This window comes from Nostoc sp. (assembly GCF_036917195.1).
In the GTDB taxonomy this organism is placed as follows: Bacteria; Cyanobacteriota; Cyanobacteriia; order Cyanobacteriales; family Nostocaceae; genus Nostoc.
In genome coordinates this window covers 20,549-44,318 of sequence record NZ_JBALDG010000034.1, presented here as the reverse complement: position 1 = coordinate 44,318, position 23,770 = coordinate 20,549, and the positions used below count along the sequence as shown (strand labels likewise).

Below are 23,770 nucleotides of genomic sequence, written 5' to 3'. Positions count from 1 at the left end.
AAAATTAGGTGATTGTCTTTTCAATCACCATCCTCTAACTTCAAAGTCTCAAGTTTCAACCTCAGAACTTCAGCATTTGAGCAAAAAGGTTGAACTTCAGAGTTTAAAAGCTCAACGTTCAAGCAAAAAGGTGCAACTTCCGAGTTCAGAAGCTCAACGTTCAAGCAAAAAGGTGCAACTTCCGAGTTCAGAAGCTCAACGTTCAAGCAAAAAGGTGCAACTTCGGAGTTCAAAGGCTCAACGTTCAAGCAAAAAGGTGCAACTTCGGAGTTCAAAGGCTCAAGGTTCGAGTAAAAAGGTGCAACTTTCGAGTTCAAAGGTTGAAAGTTGAGATTTTAAAGGCGATCGCAGAAGTATTTATCTCGAAAAATCATTTCTGAAGGGTGATTATTAAGGGTTCTAAAACTAGCCCTTTCAAGGTGACTCGTAAAATAAGATTGTTTTTCTTAGCACTCACTCATGTTCAGAACAGTGGAAGCCGCTGCTCTGACTTCTTTGTGTACCTTTGCGGTTTAAAAGTAATTTATCTAACCATTCCAGACGCAGATAACACAGAGGTAAGAGGGTAAAAAGAAATTGATTGACCAACATTTTTACCCATCTTGAAAGTGCTTATCCTATTTCATTAAAATTTTATATTTTGAGTATTTTTTGAATACACCGTACCATATTTATTTAACCTGATTTTAACTTGATCTTAAATTACTATTAAAGTACGGTAAATCTATTGACTTGAAGTCTTTTTTAAACGTTAGCAAGGTAAGTGTGCTGATGCTCAAGACTCACGACCCTACACAAATCCTCATACTGTTAATTGGGGGTTCCACGCTGCTTCTCTATGGTGTAAAACAAGTTACCGATGCAATGGAGCGGGCATTGGGTTCACGTCTGCGGCTTGCGATGATAACGCTAGCGAAGCGTCCAATTGCAGCTTTTGTGTCAGGTATGATCGTAACCATGCTAACCCAAAGCTCCACAGCAACTGCCTCAGTGATGGTGGGACTAGTCAGCGTCCAGTTGGTGCCATTAGCAACCGCAGTGATCATGCTACAGGGAGCTGCGGTTGGCTCTACATTGGTAGTGCAACTGCTGGCTTTCCACATCACTGACTATGCACAAGAGTTTCTGGGTTTAGCGGCAGCATTTGCTTTGTTGACCCGACGCAAGGCTCTGCGGGATCTTGGGCGTGGCGTATTCAGTTTTGGATTGGTGTTGCAGGGTTTGGCGATGATTGACGCCAGTAGTGCCCCCATTGCCGATAGTTCGATTACGAATGAGATTATGCAGGTACTCTCCCAATCTCCCTTGGTATTGATCCTACTGGGGGTACTGCTGGCAGCTGTGTTTGTCTCCAGCATCGCGGCGATTGGAATCGTAATGGTACTAGCTGGGGCACATGCCCTCCCACTGGAAGCTGCTCTGGCAGTAACACTGGGTGCGAATATCGGCACAACACTCATGCCGTTACTCACTGCATTGAACCGAGGCAGCGTCGTTGCCCGTCGGCTAGGATTCATCTATGTTGGCACGAGGCTGGCTGGGGGAGTATTGGCGTTGGCATTGCTGAATCCCTTGGCGGTATTATTGACTCGTCTGTTGCCCAATCCATCAACACAAGTAGCATTGGCACACCTGGGATTCAACTTGATTTTGGCGATCATTTTTGTACCACTAGCAAATTCACTTGCAGACTTTGCTACCAGACTGCTACCAGAACCTGAAGCAGAAAAGAAACTGAGTGCCCGCTACCTCGATCCCAATGCATTGACATTACCTGCGATCGCACTCGGTCAAGCAATGCAGGAAATTCTGCGGATGGCGGATTTGGCAACAGAGATGCTACAGCTTAGTATTCAGGCGTTTGAAGACGGGGTGAAAGATTTGCCTAAGCAGATTGGGGCACTCGATAACCAGCTTGACGATTTGGAAACTGCTATCAAGCATTACCTAATTCAACTCAATGATGAATTACTGACGGAGGAACAGTCGCAACGGGAGTTGACATTGCTTTATATCAGTACGGAGTTAGAGGCAATTGGTGACATCATCGACCGACAACTCATGCGATTAGCTCGACGCAAACGACGCAAACAAATTGTTTTTTCTCAGCAAGAGTGGAACGACATTGTTGCTTACCACGGTGATGTGCTGGCACTGCTGCAACAAACACTGACAGGGCTGGCTGCACAAGATCCAACGATCGCAGGTGAAGTTTTGGCGCAGCGGCAGTCGCTCAACCAAATGAAGCGAGAAATTTATCTAAGGCATCACCAGCATCTCAGTTCAGGAGATTCTGTAAGTCTTAATGCCAGTTCCATTCATTTGGAGATGATTAATGCGATGAGTCGTATTCTCTCTCACACCTGTAGCATTGCCCGTGTTATTCAGGGAGAGTTGTAATTTGTTGACAGGTTTGAGCAGAAGAAGCGATCGCCTTCTAACCCTCATCATCCAACCTCAAACCCTCAAGTTTCAACCTCAGAAGCTTAACGTTCGAGCAAAAAAGTCGAAGCTCCGAGTTCAGAAGCTCAACGTTCGAGCAAAAAGGCAAAGTTCCGAGTTCAGAAGCTCAACGTTCGAGCAAAAAGGTCAAAGTTCCGAGTTCAGAGGCTCAACGTTCGAGCAAAAAGGCAAAGTTCCGAGTTCAGAGGCTCAACGTTCGAGTAAAAAGGTCAAAGTTCCGAGTTCAGAGGTTAAAAATTGGAATTTTGAGAGCGATCGCACTTTGAGATGATGCAGAATGCCTCATTTCCTCATCTTGTCGTTTTGAAAGTTTTCTATGTAGTATTACTATTTTATTTAGTTTTTTTATTTACTATGTTTTATTTAAGCAACATTCTTGTTCTACTGTTATATTTTGCGCTCTTTATTTACCTTTTGCGGGTTTATCCGGTTAGGTGCAAGATATGAGTAATGGTCTTCTAGTTCGTCGGGGCTACATGAGTGGATTTTGCCAAGTGTGGAAATGAGTGAACGCTACAGTTTGAGAATTGCTAAGACCGCTGAAAAGGATTTGTTAGATTTGCAAGCGAAACTTTATAAGCAGGTTGTATCTAAAATCCTTTCGCTTCAAGGCAATTCTCAACCTCAAGACTGCAAGGTTATCGTGTTGATCAAGGTGAATATAGAATTCTCTACACGATTGATGAAGAAAGCAAATTGATTGATGTTTTTCGCGTTGGTAAGCGAAATGATGGTGAAGTCTACAAAAATTTGTAATCGCACTTCGACTAAAATTTAGATGCGTTTGCTCTGGAGTCGGCATTGAGTAAAAATATCAGCAGTGGAGTCTAACAATTCAACTCCCCAAATTTAGGACTCCACCACCCTTTTTGCGTACTGAAATAAGCCACCTCTTTATGTTTGGTGTCCTTACGAGATTGTGGGTCAGAACATCGCAACATTGTCTTACTCTGCCCCTCTTTGATGTAACTATACTCCTCTAAAGCTTTCTTACATACTGGACAGGGATATGTCGTAACCTTGACGGGAGGCTTTTGTTGATTCTCAGCTTGGACTGTTTTAGTTTGTGGTAGCTGCCAAGTTTTGTTAAAGTCGCTCCAAAATAGCACGATATTTTCACAGCCTTTTGTGCATTTGAGGAAATATTTCTTTTTAACCTTACTGCTGGGAATTTTGGCGAGAAAATTTTTGCATTCAGGGCATCGCGTCTTAGAAGTTTCATATTTGCGTTGGCGTAGCCCGTCGTAGACATCGCTTATCACATTAGCTTTACCTGTTGAGGAACTTGCAACTACAGTTTTGGCTTTGGAGAGCGCTGGTAGAAAGTAATCCTGATTCCAACTAGTTAAATAATGCTGCCAAGAGTGTTTTCCTTCAGAAATTGCATCAAGGGCATCCTCCATTTTTGCTGTGAATTCCGCCTCTAGTAAATCAGGCAGTGCTTTGAGTAAAAACGCATCAACTTCTAACCCTAACGCTGTCGGTTGAAGATGGTCTTTTTTCAACTCGACATAATTTCGTTTTTTTAAGGTAGCAACAATCGGAGCATAGGTACTTGGGCGACCAATTCCTTTACGTTCCATCAATTGCACCAATTTTGGTTCACTATAACGGGGTGGTGGCTGGGTTTGCTTCTGCTCATGTCCAGCATTCTCCAGTTTCAATGCTTGTCCCTGTTGCAATGAAGGTAAAACATTATCCTTGCTGAGATTGTTCCAGTATCGGGCATAACCGTAAAATTCAATTACTTGCCCTCTCGCTGACCACAGTAGAGAACCAGACTGAGTAATCACCAGAGTTTTACGCAATTGGGCAGCACGACACTGAGAAGCAATTGACCGTTTCCAAATCATCACATACAGATTAAACTGATCATCAGGAAGTTCAGAGCGCAACTGAACTGAGGGACGAAACACATCCGTTGGCCGAATCGCCTCATGTGCTTCTTGAGCCGATTTGCTACTGCGATGTTTGGAGACTTGCTGCGGTACATTCTGCGGATCATTTTGCTCTAACCATTTACGGGCGCTGGCACAAAATTCTGGACTGAGCATCACTGAGTCTGTTCGCATGTATGTGATTAACCCTGCCTCATAGAGCTTTTGAGCAACAACCATAGTTTTGTCAGGAGCAAACCTCAGCTTTGAACCAGCTGCTTGCTGAAGGCTGGAAGTTGTAAAGGGTGGTGGTGGCTGGCGGTTAACGACTTTTCCTTCAAAATGAATCACCTGATGAGGATGTCGCCGTGCTTCTTCAACTAAACGTGTTGCCTCTGCTTCGGAAAGAACACGCTTAGACTCCGGTGCTTCTGTACTATTACCCACCTTCGCATCATCGTGAGTTTCAGTTTCTTGGTCTGCTGAATCTGTTGCAGAATTGACTGTCCCTTTGTAAAAAGCCCGAAATCCCTCAGCATAATCTACCCAGACACTCCAGTAATCTTGGGGGACAAAAGCCAGAATTTCGTTTTCTCGCTGACAAATCAAATGCAACGTCGCGCTTTGGACTCTGCCAACACTCTTAGCACCGTTATTTAATGCCCAAACTAAAGGGCTACCCTTGTAACCCACCAACTTATCTAGGCAATCTCGGCACAGCCCAGCACCAATCAAGTTTTGGTCTAGCTTTCTGGGATTAGCGATCGCACTCTGCACTGCAGATGCTGTAATCTCAGTATAAATTACTCGTTTCGGTTCCCTTAAACCCAGCGTTTCTTTGAGATGCCAAGCGATTGTCTCACCTTCCCGGTCTGGGTCAGTTGCTAAGACAACTTCATCAACCTGCCTCACCGCAGACTTGAGCTTCTGGATTGTTTCTTTCGCTCGTTGGTCACGCGGGACGTAATTGCACCGGACATTATTGCCGTCCATGACGAAGCCCAAGGAATCGTCCCCTTCGTTGCTGAGTTCTCGGATGTGACCACAACTAGCTAGAACTTTCCAATCTGAACCCAGAATTTGACTGAGTTTTTTGACTTTTCCGGGAGACTCGACCACAAGCAGGCGTTTGATCATAGCAACTGGGTTCTTGATTCTGAGCAATAAATTGGCAATGGCAATGAGCGATCGCCTATCTTCGTCATGGGGATTTTTTAGAATACTGTACCAAAAAGCTTTGGAAATTGCTCAACTCAGTTTAGGTAAATGATGTCCCTCCAAAGCGATCACCATTGGAACTGGCTCAACTACTATGATTTTAGCCTTAACAACCTAGTTAAATTAGGATTTAAGGACATCCGCCTACGAGACGAACACTTACCAAGTATCATGTCTGCACTGGTTTGGTATCAATCGAGTTTGGGTTTAATTTACATCACCCTAGTTTTGTGGGCACTTTTCCGTACAATTCTGGGATTGAACTTGCTAATTTATCTTAAGTAATTTTATTGTACTTAAACCTTTGCTTCACTTCTAAGTATCTAGCGTCACTTGTTGCAACAAAACCGCCAATTGTCCGGTGCAGGCATTTATTATGCTGCATATCTTAATAACAGTACATCTGTACACGGTAAAAACAATCTTATAATTTAGCATCTTCAACCAATTATTGCTACTCTTAAGACAGTAAATTACTATTTATTCACAGATTTCTGTCTGAAGCCTAAACTTCATACTATGCTTATTGAATTTAGTGTCGGTAACTACAGATCGTTTAAAGAACAAGTCACCTTTAGTATGGTGGCAGCTAACCTTGTTGCAAAAGACAAAAAACTTGATGAAAACAACGTTTTTGAAGTAGATAATGATTTAAAACTACTTAAAAGCGCTGCAATATATGGAGCAAATGCTAGTGGTAAAAGTAACCTAGCTACAGCTTTAAATTTCATGAGATGGTTCATGATTAATTCTTCAAAAGAGACTCAAAGCACGGAAAAAATCGGTGTTGAACGATTTCAACTCAGCACTGAAACTGAAGCTAAACCATCTTTTTTTGAAATAGTATTTTTAATGAATGGTAAGAGATATAGATATGGATTCGAGGCAACTCGTGACAAAGTTGTCTCTGAATGGTTATTTTATGTCCCTAAATCCAGAGAAACTAAACTTTTTGAGCGCAAACTCGATAAGATTAGTGTTTCTAAAACATATAAAGCTGATGGGATTCAGCAAAAAACAAGACAGAATGCCCTTTTCTTGTCTGTATCTGCTCAATTTAATGTCCAGATTGCAGAAAGAATCTTAGATTGGCTGACTAATAGAGTTGCACTTATCTCTGCTTTAAATGATACAGGCTATCGAGGATACACAGTTAGTTGTTTAATTGATAACGAAAATAAAGATGAGATTCTTCAGTTGCTCAAAAAATTAGATTTGGGATTTAGCGATGTCACGGTAGAAGAAAGTGAAATTACTGCTGATTCTTTGCCTAAAGGATTACCAGATGAACTAAAGAACTTAATTTTAAATGGTAAAGGAAAATTATCATCAGTTCAAACCATACACCAAAAATTTGATGGTAAAGGAAATTATGTATCTACAGAGATTTTTAATTTAGATGAACAAGAGTCTGAGGGTACTAAAAAAGTTTTTTCTTTAGCAGGGCCTCTTGTTGATACACTGAAAAATAGCCAAGTTCTTATCATTGATGAGTTCGATGCTAGAATTCATCCTTTAATCAGCCGTGCGATTGTGGAATTATTTAATTCTAATGAAACAAATCAAAATAATGCTCAGTTAATATTCATGACTCACGATACCAATTTGCTTAACAATAAGCTTTTTCGTAGGGATCAGATTTGGTTTACTGAAAAGAATAGATATGGTGCAACAGATTTGTACTCTTTAGCAGAATACAAGATACCTGACGATGCGCCATTTGAGAGTGATTATATTCAAGGTAGGTATGGTGCAATTCCATATATCGGTAATTTGAATCATCTAATAGACTCTCATGTCTAAAACAAAGGCGAACTATCGTGGATATTCACTGAGAAATGTTAATACTAGGGAAGTTAAGCAGAGATTCTTAATCGTATGTGAAGGAGCGAAAACCGAACCTAACTACTTTATGAGTTTTCGTGTTCCTAAGAATGTCGTTAAAGTAGAGGGTTTAGGAGAGAATCCCAGCAGACTAGTTGAAAGTGCGAAGAAACTGAATAGGCAAGAAGAGTATGATCAGGTTTGGTGTGTTTTTGATCGTGATTCTTGGACTAAAGAAAATTTTAATAACGCTATTAAAAATGCTAAAGAACAAGGGTTTGAAGTAGCTTATTCTAATGAAGCGTTTGAATTATGGTATGTTCTGCATTTTGAATTTCTCAATACTGGTATTCCTCGAAGTGATTATATGAGGAAGTTAAGTTCTTTATTTGGTCGGACATATCAGAAGAATAGCGAAACGATTTATGATGAGCTATTTGAGAAGCAAGCTATTGCTATTAGAAATGCTGAAAATCTTCTTAAACAATATGATCCTCATCATATTCCAGTCACAGATAATCCATCAACAACAGTGCATTTATTGGTGAAGGAACTTAACAAGTTTATTCTGTAAAGAGACTCTGAGTATCTAGACAACTTTACGTCCACTGAGAACCGTAAGGGCAGATGCCATGATTATGCTATAACCTCTACTTGCTCAGTCTCCAGAGTGAGTGGTAAACCAAGTTATCCACGAATTTTAAGGTAAACTGCGATCACACGCACCACAAAGTTAATTTAATGCGTTGGCTTGCATTGTGAATACAGCGGCTTGCGCGGAGGTTTTTCTGATGAATTTGGTGATCGCTATTCGAGTGCTAGGACTTACCACAATTTGGGAATGGTTGCCCAAGAGTTGCGGGAATACGACCAGGCAGGGGATTATTATCAACAAGCCTTGGAAATATATATCGAATTTGGTGATCGCTATTCGAGTGCTAGCACTTACGGACAATTAGGATTGCTTGCACAAATGCAGGAGAATTATGCAGAGGGGTTAATTTGCAGACAGCGTTGGAGATATTATGTTGAGTATCAGGATGAATATATGGCTACGGTGACGCGAGAGAATTTAGAGGGTTTACCGGAGTAGGTGGGGATATGGGCGATCAATCGCGTTTTGGGTTTTGTGGAGGTGCGATTGGGTTTAAATTTGTGGAGGCGATCGCAGTTGCTTGATTGGTTTGGGAGGGCGTTAACGCAGCAATTTGTTTTAACAATTATTCTATACTGGTGTAATTTCCTGTGCCCCATGTATAACAGCAAGTACATCAATTTGTTCGGGTTTGATGTAATAGATAATTCGATATGAACCTTCGATGACTTATCGAATTTGCTCGGTTTCAAACTCTGGTACAATTCGACCAGATAGAGGGAAATTCGCAAGCTGCTGGGAACGTTTGGTTATACGGTCAATAATCCTGGTTGCGTACTGAGGTGAATTCTGGGCAATGTAAGTATAAATTGCCGATAGGTTTTCTATGGCTGTTTCTGTCCAAAAAACTTTCACTCTGGTAGTCCAAATTTTGCCCTAACTTCCTGTACGGAAATTATTTTACCAGGTTGACTCTCAGCAAGTCCAGCTTCCACAACTTGCCTAACATAAATCTCATACATGAGGTCATCCCATGTTGAGTTAGCAGGTAATTTATCAATTAGCTTTCGAGCTTCTTCTTTAATATCGAGCTTTTCCATAAAGATTACAGATAACTTGCTTTTTTATATTGTAGGCTCAACTCACGAGTTGGGGAAATGTATACTTTGTAAAGCTTACAGTAGGAATCGCGTTTGGGTTTGTGGAGGTGCGATCGCTCTAAGTTTTTCTTGCTTTTCAACTTTCATCTTTATAAATATTTTTACGATGTCCGACTTCCAAAACATTCACCACTAGAAGATCGTCGAAAATATCATAGATAACGCGATAGTCACCTACTCTAATTCTGTAAGCATTTTCTTCCCCTTTTAGCTTTTTGACCCCATTCGGACGTGGTTCTGTAGCTAAATCATCAATTTTAATTTGTACACGTTCTTGAAGTTCTGACGGTATTTTTTTAAGTTGCTTCAATGCACCCCTCAATATTTCAACTTTATAACTCACGCAACTTACTTTGTGATTCCTGTTTTTAGTTCTTTTTTAGCTTCTTCCCATGACAATGAATTATCAATATTAGCTTCTTTTTTTGCTTGAGCGTAGGCTTTTAAATCTTCTTCTTCTTCTTCTTCTTCTATTTTTTTAAGTAGTGCGTAAATCTCATCTAAAGTACTATCATAAGCTTGATTTAACAGGATGTTAATCTCTTTAATTAATTGTTCGCGTTCCTGTTCACTTTTCATTTTTAGACCTCTTTAATTGCAAATATACAGCAGATTGCAAGTTAATAAAGTACAAAAATACCCCTCCCTAACCCTCCCCGTATGTATTGGGGAGGGAACTAGATTGAGAATTTCCTCCCAATACATCGGGGAGCCACTGCGTTGCGGAGGTTCCCTCCGTTGTAGCAAGTGGCGTGGGATTAAGGGGGGTAAGGATGTACTTCATTTAGATGCAAAATGCTGTATGTTTATAATTTGTCTTTCTTACTCTTAACTGAGGCTATAACTAAGACAGTAATTCAATTATAAATGCGATCACGTTTTGGGGTTTTGAGATGGGGAGAGAAATAAATAAATGTATTAATGGCTATACCAGTCGTAAAAATTACTCAAAATTTATCTTTACTCCCCCTGCCTCTCCTGCTCATTTCACGATAATCTCACTTTTTCGCGTTAGCTCCTCTTAAGGAAGCGATCGCATCTGTATTTTATTTCACTGGTGGTAAAGTTCCTCGCAACAAGCTGAAACTGATAAGCTATTCGTGAAAATCTAACAATTCTAGGTGCGTTAGCCTCCGGCATAACACATCCTACTACTTCAATTACATTACTTTACTTTAGTTTTGTGGACTCTTTCCCGCACAATTCCTGAATTGAATTTGCAAATAAACCTCAAGTAGCGGCAAATGTCAAGCGATCATTTCCTCTTCGATGTTATCTGTGCCAGTGCGAGCTTCGCGTATGGGTTCCTCACCGAGATTTTCTGGTAGAAATCCACCTGCCTGCATCTTCCATAACCTGTGGTAAGCGCCGCCGAGTGCCAGTAGTTTGGCGTGGGAACCATCTTCGATAATGCGACCTTTGTCGAACACTAGAATCCGGTCTAGATGGACGATGGTAGATAGCCGATGAGCCACCACGATCACCGTTTTCCCATTCATTGCTAAGTCAAGGGTATCCTGGATCGCTTTTTCGGTGATTGAATCGAGACTGGAGGTGGCTTCATCCAAGATCAGGATCGGCGCATCTTTGAGAATTACCCGTGCGATCGCAATGCGCTGCCTCTGCCCTCCAGACAACTTGACACCACGTTCACCCACCAGAGAATCGTAACCATCTTTACTTTGGGCGATGAAATCGTGAGCATGAGCCTTTCGCGAGGCCTCGATCACTTCGGAGTCGGTTGCATCCAAGCGTCCGTAACGAATATTTTCTAGCAAAGTACGATGAAACAAAGACGGATCTTGGGGAATCAAGCTGATCTGAGCGTGTAAGGCATCCTGAGTCATGTCTCGAATATCGATCCCATCAATGATAATCTGTCCAGATTGTGGGTCGAACAAACGCAGAATCAAATTGACAAAGGTGGATTTTCCAGAGCCGGACAAGCCCACCAGTCCGACACGCTGTCCCGCTAAGACAGTAACAGAAAGGTTGTGGAAAACTTTCTTCTCATCTGAGTAGTTGAAATTCACCCCCCGAAACTCAATCTTACCTTGGGTGATTGAGTGGGCGATCGCGCGATCGCGATTAATCAACTCGTGGGGTTGAACGATGATCAAGACACCATTGGCAACATTACCGATATGTTCAAAAAATTCGATAAAGCGGCGGCTCAAATTGCGGGCTTCACTGATGATCAATAGCGACAGGCTGGTTGCCACAACGAAGTCAGCAGTAGCGATCACTCCTTGACTCCAGAGGTAGAGTGAGTAATACAGGGTGCTGATTTTCAAAATGGCTGCTGAGATGAACTGAAACCAGCGGATTCGCTCTGAGTACCAACCAGACTTTCTCACCTCTTTGATTTCGCGCCTTAATTGCTCATTCAAATAGCGTCGTTCAAAACCCAAGCAAGCAAACAGTCGGCTACTAGTAATATTTGTTACTGCATCTACAATGATGCCAGTTGTCTCACTTCTGGCGGCTGCGGCTTTGCGGGAGTAAATTCGGCAGCGAGTTGCCAGCCAGAACGAAATACTGATGAAGAGAACTGCCCATATTCCCACGAGTGCAGCAAGCGGAGGATAGGCGCGATACAGTAACATTGTGGCGACGGTATAGACGACGATTACTGGCATAAATTCAGTAATCATCATTTGCATCGTCTGGGTAACACCCAGAGAAGTTTCGCTAATCCGATGTGCCAATGCCCCGGAAAAACTGCTGCTCATGTAGCGATGCGAATGGTGTTGCAAGTAGGCATATAGCGATCGGACGATGTGCTGTCGGTGGATCGGATGGAGGATAGTGTGCAAGAGTCCAGCCGATCGCCCGAATACCACTTCACCCACACTCAAGGCGGTGAACAGCATCAGGGGTTGCCTCATGGCATCAAAAATGGGTTTGCTGTCGCCCGCCCGTCGCGTTACGCCCCGGATGATCTCACCAATGGCATAAGGCAACATAATCCCACAGGTTGCGTGTATTACCTCCAGGATCACCGCTGCCACATACCACCAGCGGAACTGGTTAATGAAATAGCAAATGAACCTGAATGGAGTTGATGGCAAATCTGGTGCATCAGCAGCACGTTGAAAAGATTTGGATTGTCTGGCTTTTTTCATGAAATTCGATATTATAGCATTGTTTTAGCTTTTCTGCAAGATAAAAATGGACGACTTGATAAGCCGTCCGGGCGGTTCGTTTAATAAAAATTAAGTGCATCTTCATCGCGAATTGGTATTAGTACGACTTTGCAAGCATGAGGTTTAGAGTTTTAATAAATAGAAACTAACGAAGAGAATCTCCCCTTCGGTATTCGGCGGTTAGGTCATCTAACTTTTGTTTAAAATTATCGTCGAGTTTTAGTTCTACTGCCTTCAGGGAGTCAGCAAGTTGTTCTGGGCGGCTAGCGCCAATTATGGGGGCAGTGATAATCGGATTAGATAAAACCCAAGCCACTGCTAGGGTGGTGAGGGAAAATCCGGCGAGATCCGCTACTGTGCGTAAAGCCTCGACAGTATTGAACTCGCGATCGTGCCAGTAGCGATCTTGATAACGTTCTGCGGCAGCACCTAGCGTGAAACGGGTGCCTGAGGTGGGGCCTTTGGCGAGAATGTGTTTGCCGGTGAGCAGACCGCCTGCCAAAGGATTATAGGAAATTACACCCAGTCCTTCTTCTTTCGCCAGGGGCAATAGTTCTCGCTCAATTTCACGGAACAACAGGTTGTAGCGAGGCTGAATCGAGATGAACCTGGTTAGATTGCGCGTCTCGGCGCGACCCAAGGCGCGGGCGAGTCGGTAGGCTAAGAAGTTGGAGACCCCGATGTAGCGTACCTTGCCAGCACGAACCACCGCATCCAGCGCTTCCAGAGTTTCATCGAGGGGAGTGGAGGCATCGTCGGAGTGCAATTGGTACAGGTCGATGTAGTCAGTTCCCAGCCGCCGTAGGGAAGCATTGATCGCATCCAGAATATGTTTACGCGAAGCCCCCTGATCCCAAGGTGCAGGGCCAACCCGCCCGACGCACTTGGTAGCCAAGATAAAATGTTCGCGTTTGCCTTTAAGCCAGCGCCCAACGATTTCTTCGGTGCTACCAGCAGTGGCAAGGCCGCCACCGAGGGGATAAACGTCGGCTGTATCCAAAAAGTTGATCCCGCCATCAGCAGCAGTGTCGAGGATGTTCCTGGAAGTTTCTTCGTCGGTCTGCAATCCAAAGGTCATGGTGCCGAGACAAAGGCGAGAAACAGTCAATCCAGTTTTACCGAGATTGCTAGTTGGTAAGGTCATGGAGATGTTATTGATTGAAAGTAGTTGATTGAGAAAGTGTTGAAATTTCTAAATAGAATGCGAGGTGCGTTCCGCCCCGCTGACGCTCCTGACGTCGCTACCGCTTCGCTAACGCTAACGCAGAACTAAAAGCCTGTAGGACACATCAACTAAGTACAGCCTTTGATTAATTCGTAGCGAATTAATCAAAGGCAATACCCTGCAATGCCAATGCATCGGCTTACATTGTTAATGCGTCGGCTTACATTGTCAATGCATCGGCTTGCATTGTTAATGCATCGGCTTGCATTGTTAATGCGTCGGCTTACATTGTTAATGCGTCGGCTTACATTGTTAATGCGTCGGCTTGCATTGTTAATGCTATGCTTTTACGCAAAACTGTACTAAGCCATGATTAACTAATAGGATAACGATGTCAGCATTTTTAAGGTGTGAACCAATTTAACCAACCTTCCCAGTTTTGTACGATCGCTGCAAATTCTGCATAACCATCTGCTTTTGGGTGAGCACCGTCATTGGCTTTTGCTTCTGCTAGCCAGATGGGTGACTTCACCAAACTGGAAAACACATCAAGATACGGAACATCTAGTTGATCACAAACCAACGCAAATTCCTGTGACAGATTTGCGAGAATTTGATTTCTTTTTTCTTGAGCGATATCACCACACGGTGGCGGACTAACCATCAAGATCGGATAGAGTTGCTTTGCTTGGCTTAAGATACTGCGAGCATTTGCGATTGACTCTGACAGTTCGATTCCTTGCTGTTTACCCGCCCATCCTGAATCGTTTACCCCAAAGGAAAACACTACTCGACCATCGGATTCTCTTGGGAGACGATAGGAGACTTCCGAGTACCAACGTTGTTTGAGATACCGACTCGTCTCTGCCCGCACCCCCAAATTGTAATGGGTGATAGCGTATCCTCTTGATTCAGCATTGCGGCACACTCTACCTGTCCAACCCAAAAACTCTGGATCACCTGTGCCATTGACAAACGATTCACCAATAAAACAAATTCTGATTTCTTTGCGAGAATCTGACATAAGTCAATCAATTTTGGATTTTGGATTTGCAATTTTGGATTGTAATTGAATCTAAAATCTAAAATCTAAAATTCCTGTGTACTACGCATTCCTTAGCTAACTGCCGTCTTGGCTGGCTGTTTCCATAATGCGGCGGCGTACAGCGAGGCATCAAAGTCTGGCGCAATGTTGTCGCCCGTGATCCGTGTCTCGTGCTGTGCCCAATCAGCGAAGAACAAGTCGTGGCTGATGCGTGCCACCACCGCCGGCACGTCGCGCCGAATGCTGGGCACGTCGCCGATTGGCAGACCGAAGCTCACAAAGCCTGCGGGGTTGAAGACGTGGATATCCTTCAGGTAAGGTGCGCTACCTGACACCTTCTCTTGGTATTCGTGGGCGCTGCCGAGGTAGGGATGCGTGCCCAGATCGTCGTCGCGTTGCTCAGTCGGTGGTTCGTAGCGATCGCGCCAGAGGGCGATGTGCTGTGCAAAGTCGGCTAGTTCGGGCCGCGCCCTCGGATCAACGAAGTAGCCGGTGCCTGCGATCGCAAAATCAAACTCGAAAACATCGTCGTTCACCTGCGCGACGATGCGGTTGCCCTGCTCATGCGCTGATCTCCATGTTGCCGACAGGTGTAGGTGGAAGTTTGGGAAGGCGCTCGCCCGCTCAATCGCGTCGGGTGGGGGCGTAGAACCAACTTGGCGAAAGCGCCAAGCCTGGAACCAGCGAGCTGCATCAGGCAGTTCTGGATAGTTGTAGTAAGCGCCAGGATACCCGCGCACGCGAATTACAGGCAGTGATGCGATCGCTGGTCGCCGCGCGAACAGATGCACCGCCTTTGCTCCCGATTCGAGCGCCACTCCTGCGGCGTCGAAGGCCGAGGCCGCAGCGCCCAGCACTGCCACAGTCTTGCCGCGTAGCGCCATAAAGTCGATGGCATCGGCGGTGTGTGCATACAGCGTGCGTGGCAGTCCAGCTAGCACCGATGGCACGTAGGGGCCACCAGTGCCAGCCACACCGTTGGCGAAGATGATCTTGCGCGTGGTTTCCACCTGCGCGACACCGTTCACCTCAAGGTGCAGGCGAAACAAACCTGACACTGGCTCGATCCGCACCAGCCGTGTCCGGTATCGAACCGGGATGCCCAAAAACTGCCGATACCAACTCAGGTACTCAGCCCATAGCAAGCGGGGGATGCGGTCGATCGCTGCGTATGCCTCAGTACCGTGCCGCGCCTCGTACCAAGCTTGGAACGACAGCGCTGGAATCCCAAGTTCGTGGCCAGGCAGGTTCTTCGGCGTGCGTAGTTTATTCATCCGCGCTCGGTTGAGCCACACGCCAGCATGAGCCTCGTCGTCGGCCGCGTCGATCACCGTTACGCCGCCAATACCGGCACGCCGCAGCGCAAATGCAAAGGTGCTGCCACTGCCGCTGCCACCCACCACCGTGACGTTGTGATCGACGCCTGGGCGGTCGGGTATCCAGTTATCGGGATCGGGGCCGATTAGGCGTAGCGCCTCGCGCGCCCCAACATCAGGGTCAGTCGTTATCGTCATGTAGATCTCCCAAGCTGAAAGTGTATATCTTTGTTATTGAAGAAGGTGATGAGGGAGAATATTCTTCATGTTTCTCCCTCATTTTGCCTTTTAGACCACTACCAGGCTCTTGTCCACTTGCTTAAATTCGGTGTTACCTACCTTGGATTCGATCGCCGTACCCTTGAAGAATTCGGGGTTGGCTTGGGTGTAAAACTTGTAGGGATTAGCGAATACATAAGACTTGAAGTCGGCTTCGGAAATAACCCCTTCTTGAACCAAATCCCAGCTTTCAGCCAAGGGGGCGGTGAGGTCTGGCACATCCCAATGACCAACATCAGAGGAATAGATGGCGTTAATTTTGACTCCCAAGGGATTAGCTTTGTCATTGAATGCCGCAGCGATCGTGCGATCGTCGGACTCCGAACCAAAGAAGAAACTGTTCACCCAGCGATCGCGGATGTCCTCGGTTGTTTCAATGCCTGCTGCGGCAAAATCCTCCAACTCGCTACCAATCGGCGCCCGACTAAAACGGCTGAATGAAGATCCCAAGACACTCTTGGTCAATTCCTCCTTGTCGAGGGAATGTCCTTGAGTGATTTCCGCACCGTAGCGCTCAAATATCTCAAACAGCTCATCGGCATTCGTCAGCGCTGGATTGTAGTTTTGCAACGCCTTCAGATTGCGCTTGGAGAAGCGATCCACCAGATGTATGTAGACGTGGGCACCCCAATCTGCACCACCTTCGAGCATAGCCACTCGCAACTGCGGAAAACGCTTGGTAACACCACCGAAGAACAGCGCCTTAGCAAAGGCTTGCGAACCATCGGCGAAGTGGCCGATATGGTTGTTCATGTAGTTACTAGTGGAGGAGCGTCCAGTCCAACCCTGACTGCCGTAATGGGTGGTGACGGGTACGCCTAGTTCAACGACTTTGGCCCAGAAGGGATCATAGTCGTATTCACTATCCAGTCCATAAAAGTCGATATAAGACGCATACTTGGCGATTTCAGGGAATTTATCGGCTGGATACTTATCAGCGATCGCTTTAATCGACCGTTTCACACCTCCAGTGATATTAATAACTTTTAATCCCAGTGTTTTCACAGCAAACTCTAGCTCCTCAATGCCTTCTTGGGGAGTAGTTAATGGGATGCCAGCTACCGGTGTCAGGCGATCGCTATATTTCCGGTAGATATCAGCATGATAGTGATTGACCGCACGTTGCAGTGCCTGACGGTTCTCTGGACTTGCTCCAGCCGGTGCCAGGACATTGTTCGGAAACAGCACCGAATAGTCTGACCCCTGCTCCGCCTGACGCTCATAGAGCAGTCCGGGGAGGGTGTAAGTAGCGAGATCCAGTGTGTTTTTGGTGACTCTGGCCCACCAAGGCGATCGGATTGTGCGGTTGTAGTGACGTTCTTCAGGGGTTTGTTGATACCAGTCTTTACCCCCACTCTTGGAGTTGAGACGCGAAGCTTCGGTCTTGCGTAATTCATCTACCAGTTTCACGCCGCCATAATTGGCGATGTAATCCTCAAATGCCGGGGTGAAATCATTAGTGTGAACGTCGGTGTCAATTACTGGATAATCGAGGGTTGCTTTGATTGCCGCAGAGCGCGAAGTTTTCAATCGGCTATATTCACTCATGTTTTTTTCCTTCAAAAAAAATTACAGGGTTTTTCTCGCAGCATGGGATGCTGGTTAATTTGTATTAGTCCATGTCTGCAAAGCCGCACAACAAACTGCCTCCCCGTTGCAAAGGAAAAGGCAAGGGAGTAAGCATATTTTGTTCAGGACTTACGCTACAGGTAACGGAAAATCGTAGACGCAAAGCGGCTTGCCGCAGGCTACCACAGAGTCCGCAGAGAAGCCAGTGCGCCCTTGCGGTTAAGAGACTTGTCCCTTGCGCGTCTCCCTTAGGAGAAGCAACTGGCGCGACACGGAGGAATAAGAGTTTGAGAGTTTTTTTGCGTAAGTCCTATTTGTGTCAAGTTTTTGGCTACAATCTTCAGATTCTATAGGGCGGCGATCTACAGAAGGTGGGCTGCTTAAGCACAGTGCAGATATTAAAAGTCATTTATGCCAACACTAATTTTTCATTCACTTGTTTGGCGGCAAAACGATTGCCTGGACGACGCAATCCCAGGTTTTCACGCAAGGTACTGCCTTCGTATTCAGTACGGAACAGTCCGCGTTTCTGGAGAACGGGAACGACTAGGTTAATGAAGTCATCTAATCCTGTGGGGAGAATTGGTGGCATGATATTAAAGCCGTCTGCCGCACCGTTGTTGAACCATTCTTCTAACTGGTCAGCAATGGTTTCGGGAGTACCAAGTATGGTGCGATGTCCTCGGGCAGTGGCAAGAGAGAGATACAATTGGCGCAGTGTGAGAGTGCCACGAGTAGCCAAATCCCTGACTAGTTTGAGACGACTTTTGTTGGTGTTGGTGTCGCTGGGTAGTTCGGGAGCCAAATCATCTAGGGAATATTTCGCCAGATCCACACCGTTGTAATAGTTCTTTAAAATCCCCCAGGCGACATCGGGATGAATCAGTGATTGCAGGAATTCGTACTTCTCTTGAGCTTCTTCTTCGGTACGGCCAATGATTGGGAAAGCACCAGGCATAATTTTTAAATCGTCTGGGAAGCGCCCATATTTCCCCAGCCTACCTTTGACGTCAGCATAAAATTCCTGTGCATCAGCTAAGGTTTGATTGGCGGTGAAAATTACCTCGGCAGTGCGTGCAGCCAAGTCCCGTCCTGATTCGGAGGCTCCAGCCTGAACAATCACTGGGTAGCCTTGGGGCGGACGACCGACATTTAAAGGGCCTTTTACAGAAAAATATTTGCCCTTGTGGTTGAGTGTATGTAGTTTATCTGGGTCGAAATAGATCCCAGATTCTTTGTTACGGATGAAAGCATCATCTTCCCAGCTATCCCACAATCCTTTCACCACTTCCACAAACTCTTCGGCGCGTTCATAACGCTGGCTATGTTCTGGGTGATGCTCAAGTCCGAAATTAAGAGCGGCATTCTCATTCCCTGTGGTGACTACATTCCACCCCGCCCGGCCATTACTCAAATAGTCCAGCGAGGCAAACTTCCGCGCCAGGGTGTAGGGTTCTTCATAGGTAGTCGAGGCGGTGGAAATGAAGCCGATGTTTTGGGTCACGGAGGACAAGGCCGAGAAGAGGGTGACCGGCTCGAAATGGACGATTTTACCGTTGCGATACTGAGTTTCTGGAGCGCCGCCCCACACTCCTGGGCTATCAGCAAGGAAAACTGCATCGAACAAGCCGCGTTGGGCAGTCTGGGTAATTTCCTTGTAATGCTCGAAATTAAATCCAGCATCTGCTTGTGAATTGGGGTGACGCCAAGCGGATATGTGATGACCAGTGGCTTGAATAAATGCACCTAAACGAAACTTGCGTGTTATGCTCATATGCTTTTTTCTTTTTTATAATGTGATTGCTGATTTGCGTATAACTAATGGCTTTTCATGTAATGTCAGCTATTACTTTCACTGCTGCTGCGCTTGGCTAATTCCTAACTGCTCAAATGCCTGACACATCTTGGTCAAACCTTCATGGCGGCAAATATCTGATGAGTAGACAACAGCATGTTTGCTTTCAACCGCTGACATCCGCCTAAAAAATACCAAGGATGGCAGAGCGATAAAATACTTTCCCTATAAAGCTTTGAAGTACTTGTGTCTAACTCCAAAGTATTCACCTCTTGCTAGACACTGAATCTAATAATGGAATGCTTTGGCAGCAACTAAACTTACGCTCTAGTTGCCTACTAGTTCCTCTACAAGGAATGAAATAACAGAACTTTAAGTCAGGTTAATACCACAGCAGAATTAGGAATGCTGCTGCTTGGCGCTCGAATAATCATAAATTTATCTAGCAATGTTAGTCCGCAGATAAAGTTTACACGATGGATACAAAAAAATATGTACTGGAGATCACAATCTCATGAAATACTAATTATTAGTTTCTCGAACATTAAGTATTGCAAAGTGATTGATTGCTCAGTATATAGTATGTATGCTGCCCTTAAGAAGCATCTATCTCAGATCAACCGTCCGTAGCACACTGGAAAAAAGGGCGTTGCATACATAACATAAGGTTGTGTACTTTGCAATATTCATTTTGTCAGTCTACGGAGATTAAGGAGAATCGGAAGCGACTATAGCAGTCCGATCTGATTTCGTTCAAATTTGCGGTGTCCAGATCCCCGACTTCTTATAGAAGTCGGGGATCTAACTTTTCACAAATGATTTAGGATTGCTTATAGCACGGCGGAAATAAAACAATCGTTATTGTGGAGGATAAGTAAGTCTATTCAAAGCGATGAAATCTTGATCCGACCCACCAACCAGGAGTGATAACCCATGAGCTCCAACATGCCGCGCACAACCCTTATTACAGGTGCAAGCAAAGGTATTGGACGCGCCACGGCTGATTATCTGGCGCAACAAGGACATCAGATTATTGGGGTTGCTCGCAGTCTACCAAAAGCTCCTTTTCCTGGCGAATTCGTCACCGTTGATCTAGCTAATCTTGAGCAAACGGAGTCTGTGCTAGCAGAGTTGACCGATCGCTACTCGATCACAGGTTTGGTCAACAATGTCGGCTTGAGTCAGTCACAGTCTCTAGAAGAAATTAATTTGCTTGATTTAAGTACTGTCTTGGATCTCAATTTACGTCCGGCAGTGCAGATCGCACAAGCGCTGCTACCCATGATGAAACAATCGGGATGGGGACGCATTGTTAACATTTCCAGCCTAGCGGCTTTGGGTTTGGCTAATCGCACCAGTTATGGGGCGGCTAAAGCAGGATTAATCAGCTTGACCCGTACTTGGGCGTTAGAACTGGCAAAAACTGGAATTACCGTCAATGCGATCGCACCTGGGACGATTGAAACTGAAATGTTTCATGAAAAAGTTTCTCCCGGCAGTAAGGAAGAACAGCTCTATTCAAGTATGATTCCAATGGGTCGGTTCGGTCAGCCCAAAGAGATTGCTGCCGCGATCGCCTTCTTCTGCTCTGAGGAAGCAGCGTTCATCACGGGACAAACCTTATTTGTCGATGGTGGAGCAAGTATCGGTCGCAGTCTTATCTAAACACAGGTCAGCCCCTTCCCTACGGGACGCTACGCGAACGGGGAAGTCAAAAGTCAAAAGTCAAAAGTCAAACATTTTTAATCCCCATAAATAAATTTAGGGGCCTAATTGAGGACGCCGTATTTCTTTTCGCGCAACGCATCTCGAAATACGAAGTAGCTAGTCAAGCGTATTTATCAACTAACAAGGCGTTTAAGCTGTGGAAAGGCTGAGGTAGCTTTCTGATTTTTGTACAAGAAAATTCCCAACTTTTTAAATAAGTCGGGAATCTGAGCTTTTAGATTTTCGCTAGTACACCGGGCGCGTAAATCCAGCTAGCTAACAAGGAGCAATTATTCGTTGGGTACATGGTTGGGTGATTCCCAAACAAATTGCGATCGGACAAAATCCTTTGTTAAATATAGGCAAACTGACGCCACACTGTACTAGTCTAAAGTTGATAGACTATTGACTTTTGCCTATTCCCTAATGAGGTACAGCCAATTTTGCATCGGCTACTTGAGCATTATCGGCAACAATTTTGCGGAATAAATCACCTTCAATAGTCTCCTGTTCTGCTAACAAATCTACTAAACGCTCCAAAACTATGCGGTTGAGTTGCAACAGTTCTTTTGATCTGATATAGCAATTGTTAACAATTTCGCGCACCTGCGAATCAATTTTGGCGGCAATTTCCTCAGAATAGTCTGATTTATTCATCCAATCGCGTCCCAAAAATACCTCTGCACTCTGATTTTCTAAGGACAATGGGCCTAATTCTGACATCCCGAACCGTGTCACCATCTGCCGCGCCATAGTTGTCACGTGTTGCAGGTCATTCCCTGCACCTGTGGTCACTTCTGGCTTCCCAAAAACAATTTCCTCAGCGGCGCGACCACCCAAAGTAGCTGTTATTCGGGCTTTGAGTTGGGAACGGGAAATTAACCCCTGTTCTTCGTTGGGAGTAAACCAAGTTAATCCCAGTGCTTGTCCCCGTGGAATGAGTGTAACTTTCTGTACAGGGTCATGGTCTTTGAGCAATGTGCCCACTAAAGCATGTCCAACTTCATGATAGGCAATCAAGCGCTTGCTCTTGCTGTCTACCAAGGCGGTACCTTCCATACCGGCAACAACTCTATCCACAGCAGCATCAATTTCTAAAAGGGTGACAGCTTCTTTGCGCCTCCTAGCAGTGAGAATGGCAGCTTCGTTGAGCAAGTTGGCTAAATCTGCGCCAGTAAAACCAGGAGTGCGGCGAGCGATCGCTTCTAATGATACGCCAGGATCAATTTTTTTATTCCGCGCGTGGACTTTCAAAATATCCAGTCGTCCTTTGAGATCCGGTGCATCCACCATCACTTGTCTGTCAAAGCGTCCTGGTCTGAGCAGCGCTGCATCTAGAACATCGGGGCGGTTAGTGGCAGCAATAATAATGATGCCTGTGTTACCTTCAAAACCATCCATTTCAGTGAGCAGTTGGTTGAGGGTTTGTTCTCGCTCATCGTTACCACCACCGATTCCAGCACCCCGTTGTCTACCTACTGCGTCAATTTCATCGATAAATATTAGACATGGAGCATTATCTTTGGCTTTTTTGAAGAGGTCGCGCACACGGGATGCACCCACACCGACGAACATTTCCACGAATTCTGAACCGGAAATGCTAAAGAATGGTACACCTGCTTCACCTGCGATCGCTTTGGCTAATAAAGTTTTACCTGTACCAGGGGGGCCAATTAACAGCACTCCTTTGGGAATACGTGCGCCTACAGCGGTAAATCTTTCTGGCTGTTTGAGGAAAGTAACAACTTCTTCCAGTTCTTCTTTAGCTTCTTCAACCCCAGCTACGTCTTCAAATTTCACTCCAGTTTTAGCCTCCATTTGGAAGCGAGCTCTGGACTTGCCGAAATTCATCGCTTGACTAGAAGCATTAGTAGAGCGTCGGAGGAACAATAGCATTAAAGCCAGCAGTGGCAAAATCCACATGAGATTGATCAACAATCCAACAGCAGCTCGACTCTTAGCAGAGGAAACTTCGCCAAAATCAACATTCTTATCTTTGAGTATGTTAATTAACTCTGTGTTTTGTGCCAAAAGTGCCACCTGTTGCGGTGGCGTATTCTCCTTTTGCCCCTTTAGATAAACCCTTGCTAGCTGTTCGGTTTCGTCAATCTCTACTTTTTGAACTTGTCCCGCCTTCGCTTTCTTCAGCAAATCACCATAATTTAAAGAGGTGCTCTCAGCTTTTTGTGCCAAAACGGGAGTACTCACGAAAATTCCTGGCAACATAATCAAACTAGCTGCGAGCGCACCAACCCAAGCAACACGCTTTGAAGAGTGCCTTTTTACCAATGCTTTTTTTCCCAAATTTGTCATAATAATTACCCTTTGTCTGCTGGCACAAGTTGAGCGCTGGTTTTATGCCTATTCTTCTAGCAAAAATTGTAATAACTGGAAATTACACTTTTCTTATCTAGTCTAACTTCCATACAAAACCATTCCCAAGTTTCTTTCGGCTATTGCATGAAGTTGAGCAACCTGGATAATTATTCTGGCTCCTGACTCCTGCTCAAAGAGACACGGGAGCAGAGAGCAGGGGGAGAAAAATTCTGAAATTCCCCTAGCTTTAAGGGTTTCATTTTAATTTGACACATTCCGACACAAATCGCTAAAA

At 45.0% G+C, this 23,770-nt stretch carries 20 protein-coding genes and 2 pseudogenes; 8 read left to right on the top strand and 14 right to left on the bottom strand.

Going from position 1 to position 23,770, the window contains the following annotated elements; genetic code table 11:
* Positions 1 to 20 precede the first annotated feature (20 nt).
* Positions 21 to 317: a hypothetical protein gene (locus V7K40_RS12095; RefSeq protein ID WP_334959792.1), complete on the bottom strand. Its 297-nt coding sequence runs from the start codon at positions 315 to 317 to the stop codon at positions 21 to 23.
* A gap of 454 nt (positions 318 to 771) precedes the next feature.
* Here V7K40_RS12095 and V7K40_RS12090 point away from each other — a divergent pair, with 454 nt between their 5' ends.
* The 3 genes and pseudogenes from V7K40_RS12090 (at position 772) to V7K40_RS12080 (ending at position 3,219) form a co-directional block, all read left to right on the top strand.
* Positions 772 to 2,400, top strand: coding sequence for a Na/Pi cotransporter family protein (locus V7K40_RS12090; RefSeq protein ID WP_334959790.1), 1,629 nt, complete (start codon positions 772 to 774; stop codon positions 2,398 to 2,400).
* Positions 2,401 to 2,404: 4 nt separating this feature from the next.
* A complete protein-coding gene (locus V7K40_RS12085; protein WP_334959788.1) occupies positions 2,405 to 2,734 on the top strand; it encodes a hypothetical protein in 330 nt (109 codons plus the stop codon).
* A 231-nt stretch (positions 2,735 to 2,965) separates the two neighbouring features.
* Positions 2,966 to 3,219: pseudogene (locus V7K40_RS12080) on the top strand (type II toxin-antitoxin system RelE/ParE family toxin).
* Positions 3,220 to 3,290: 71 nt separating this feature from the next.
* On the opposite strand, the gene topA reads toward V7K40_RS12080, so the two are convergent.
* A complete protein-coding gene (gene topA / locus V7K40_RS12075) occupies positions 3,291 to 5,477 on the bottom strand; it encodes a type I DNA topoisomerase (protein WP_334959785.1) in 2,187 nt (728 codons plus the stop codon).
* Between the two features lie 156 nt (positions 5,478 to 5,633).
* Here topA and V7K40_RS12070 point away from each other — a divergent pair.
* The 4 genes and pseudogenes from V7K40_RS12070 to V7K40_RS12055 all read left to right on the top strand — a co-directional run.
* Positions 5,634 to 5,843, top strand: a pseudogene (locus V7K40_RS12070) (pentapeptide repeat-containing protein); the annotation flags it as partial.
* Between the two features lie 234 nt (positions 5,844 to 6,077).
* Positions 6,078 to 7,361, top strand: coding sequence for an ATP-binding protein (locus V7K40_RS12065; RefSeq protein ID WP_334959782.1), 1,284 nt, complete (start codon positions 6,078 to 6,080; stop codon positions 7,359 to 7,361).
* On the top strand, positions 7,354 to 7,956 hold the full coding sequence (locus tag V7K40_RS12060) for an RloB family protein (protein WP_334959780.1): 603 nt from the start codon (positions 7,354 to 7,356) through the stop codon (positions 7,954 to 7,956). The genes V7K40_RS12065 and V7K40_RS12060 overlap by 8 nt, the downstream gene beginning before the upstream one ends.
* A 198-nt stretch (positions 7,957 to 8,154) precedes the next feature.
* Positions 8,155 to 8,475 carry a tetratricopeptide repeat protein gene (locus V7K40_RS12055; protein ID WP_334959778.1) on the top strand — a complete coding sequence of 107 codons (321 nt, stop codon included), beginning with the start codon at positions 8,155 to 8,157 and terminating at the stop codon, positions 8,473 to 8,475.
* Between the two features lie 231 nt (positions 8,476 to 8,706).
* Here V7K40_RS12055 and V7K40_RS12050 read toward each other — a convergent pair whose 3' ends face one another.
* The 11 genes from V7K40_RS12050 to V7K40_RS12000 form a co-directional block, all read right to left on the bottom strand.
* A complete protein-coding gene (locus V7K40_RS12050; protein WP_334959775.1) occupies positions 8,707 to 8,892 on the bottom strand; it encodes a type II toxin-antitoxin system RelE/ParE family toxin in 186 nt (61 codons plus the stop codon).
* On the bottom strand, positions 8,889 to 9,077 hold the full coding sequence (locus V7K40_RS12045) for a hypothetical protein (protein ID WP_334959773.1): 189 nt from the start codon (positions 9,075 to 9,077) through the stop codon (positions 8,889 to 8,891). The genes V7K40_RS12050 and V7K40_RS12045 overlap by 4 nt, the downstream gene beginning before the upstream one ends.
* Positions 9,078 to 9,213: 136 nt before the next feature.
* Positions 9,214 to 9,480 (bottom strand): type II toxin-antitoxin system RelE/ParE family toxin, encoded by a 267-nt coding sequence (locus V7K40_RS12040; RefSeq protein WP_334959771.1) that lies wholly within the window; start codon positions 9,478 to 9,480, stop codon positions 9,214 to 9,216.
* Positions 9,481 to 9,485: 5 nt separating this feature from the next.
* Positions 9,486 to 9,716 carry a hypothetical protein gene (locus tag V7K40_RS12035; RefSeq protein WP_334959769.1) on the bottom strand — a complete coding sequence of 77 codons (231 nt, stop codon included), beginning with the start codon at positions 9,714 to 9,716 and terminating at the stop codon, positions 9,486 to 9,488.
* A gap of 668 nt (positions 9,717 to 10,384) precedes the next feature.
* Positions 10,385 to 12,262 (bottom strand): ABC transporter ATP-binding protein, encoded by a 1,878-nt coding sequence (locus tag V7K40_RS12030; protein ID WP_334959767.1) that lies wholly within the window; start codon positions 12,260 to 12,262, stop codon positions 10,385 to 10,387.
* Between the two features lie 166 nt (positions 12,263 to 12,428).
* Positions 12,429 to 13,427: an aldo/keto reductase gene (locus V7K40_RS12025; protein ID WP_334959765.1), complete on the bottom strand. Its 999-nt coding sequence runs from the start codon at positions 13,425 to 13,427 to the stop codon at positions 12,429 to 12,431.
* A 424-nt stretch (positions 13,428 to 13,851) separates the two neighbouring features.
* Complete coding sequence (locus tag V7K40_RS12020; RefSeq protein ID WP_334959763.1) at positions 13,852 to 14,472, bottom strand: GDSL-type esterase/lipase family protein; 621 nt, start codon at positions 14,470 to 14,472, stop codon at positions 13,852 to 13,854.
* 92 nt (positions 14,473 to 14,564) lie between these two features.
* Entirely contained in the window at positions 14,565 to 16,007 is a 1,443-nt protein-coding gene (locus tag V7K40_RS12015; RefSeq protein WP_334959761.1) for a SidA/IucD/PvdA family monooxygenase, read from the bottom strand.
* 90 nt (positions 16,008 to 16,097) lie between these two features.
* Entirely contained in the window at positions 16,098 to 17,636 is a 1,539-nt protein-coding gene (locus V7K40_RS12010) for an amidohydrolase family protein (protein ID WP_334959759.1), read from the bottom strand.
* 430 nt (positions 17,637 to 18,066) lie between these two features.
* On the bottom strand, positions 18,067 to 19,431 hold the full coding sequence (locus V7K40_RS12005; RefSeq protein ID WP_334959757.1) for an LLM class flavin-dependent oxidoreductase: 1,365 nt from the start codon (positions 19,429 to 19,431) through the stop codon (positions 18,067 to 18,069).
* A gap of 78 nt (positions 19,432 to 19,509) precedes the next feature.
* A complete protein-coding gene (locus V7K40_RS12000; RefSeq protein ID WP_334959755.1) occupies positions 19,510 to 19,632 on the bottom strand; it encodes a hypothetical protein in 123 nt (40 codons plus the stop codon).
* A 753-nt stretch (positions 19,633 to 20,385) separates the two neighbouring features.
* On the opposite strand from V7K40_RS12000, the gene V7K40_RS11995 reads away from it, so the two are divergent.
* Positions 20,386 to 21,117, top strand: a complete 732-nt coding sequence (locus tag V7K40_RS11995; RefSeq protein WP_334959753.1) for an SDR family oxidoreductase — start codon at positions 20,386 to 20,388, stop codon at positions 21,115 to 21,117.
* 465 nt (positions 21,118 to 21,582) lie between these two features.
* On the opposite strand, the gene ftsH is transcribed toward V7K40_RS11995, so the two are convergent.
* The gene (gene ftsH / locus V7K40_RS11990) at positions 21,583 to 23,472 is read right to left on the bottom strand and encodes an ATP-dependent zinc metalloprotease FtsH (RefSeq protein ID WP_334959751.1); all 1,890 of its coding nucleotides are present in this window, start codon (positions 23,470 to 23,472) and stop codon (positions 21,583 to 21,585) included.
* Between the last annotated feature and the right edge of the window lie 298 nt (positions 23,473 to 23,770).

Bases quoted from the DNA above. Each gene is read 5' to 3' on its own strand.
- V7K40_RS12090 (WP_334959790.1), top strand. From the start codon at position 772: ATGCTCAAGACTCACGACCCTACACAAATCCTCATACTGTTAATTGGG.
- topA (WP_334959785.1), bottom strand. From the start codon at position 5,477: ATGATCAAACGCCTGCTTGTGGTCGAGTCTCCCGGAAAAGTCAAAAAA.
- V7K40_RS12065 (WP_334959782.1), top strand. From the start codon at position 6,078: ATGCTTATTGAATTTAGTGTCGGTAACTACAGATCGTTTAAAGAACAA.
- V7K40_RS12060 (WP_334959780.1), top strand. From the start codon at position 7,354: ATGTCTAAAACAAAGGCGAACTATCGTGGATATTCACTGAGAAATGTT.
- V7K40_RS12045 (WP_334959773.1), bottom strand. From the start codon at position 9,077: ATGGAAAAGCTCGATATTAAAGAAGAAGCTCGAAAGCTAATTGATAAA.
- V7K40_RS12035 (WP_334959769.1), bottom strand. From the start codon at position 9,716: ATGAAAAGTGAACAGGAACGCGAACAATTAATTAAAGAGATTAACATC.
- V7K40_RS12030 (WP_334959767.1), bottom strand. From the start codon at position 12,262: ATGAAAAAAGCCAGACAATCCAAATCTTTTCAACGTGCTGCTGATGCA.
- V7K40_RS12025 (WP_334959765.1), bottom strand. From the start codon at position 13,427: ATGACCTTACCAACTAGCAATCTCGGTAAAACTGGATTGACTGTTTCT.
- V7K40_RS12020 (WP_334959763.1), bottom strand. From the start codon at position 14,472: ATGTCAGATTCTCGCAAAGAAATCAGAATTTGTTTTATTGGTGAATCG.
- V7K40_RS12015 (WP_334959761.1), bottom strand. From the start codon at position 16,007: ATGACGATAACGACTGACCCTGATGTTGGGGCGCGCGAGGCGCTACGC.
- V7K40_RS12010 (WP_334959759.1), bottom strand. From the start codon at position 17,636: ATGAGTGAATATAGCCGATTGAAAACTTCGCGCTCTGCGGCAATCAAA.
- V7K40_RS12005 (WP_334959757.1), bottom strand. From the start codon at position 19,431: ATGAGCATAACACGCAAGTTTCGTTTAGGTGCATTTATTCAAGCCACT.
- V7K40_RS12000 (WP_334959755.1), bottom strand. From the start codon at position 19,632: ATGTCAGCGGTTGAAAGCAAACATGCTGTTGTCTACTCATCAGATATT.
- V7K40_RS11995 (WP_334959753.1), top strand. From the start codon at position 20,386: ATGAGCTCCAACATGCCGCGCACAACCCTTATTACAGGTGCAAGCAAA.
- ftsH (WP_334959751.1), bottom strand. From the start codon at position 23,472: ATGACAAATTTGGGAAAAAAAGCATTGGTAAAAAGGCACTCTTCAAAG.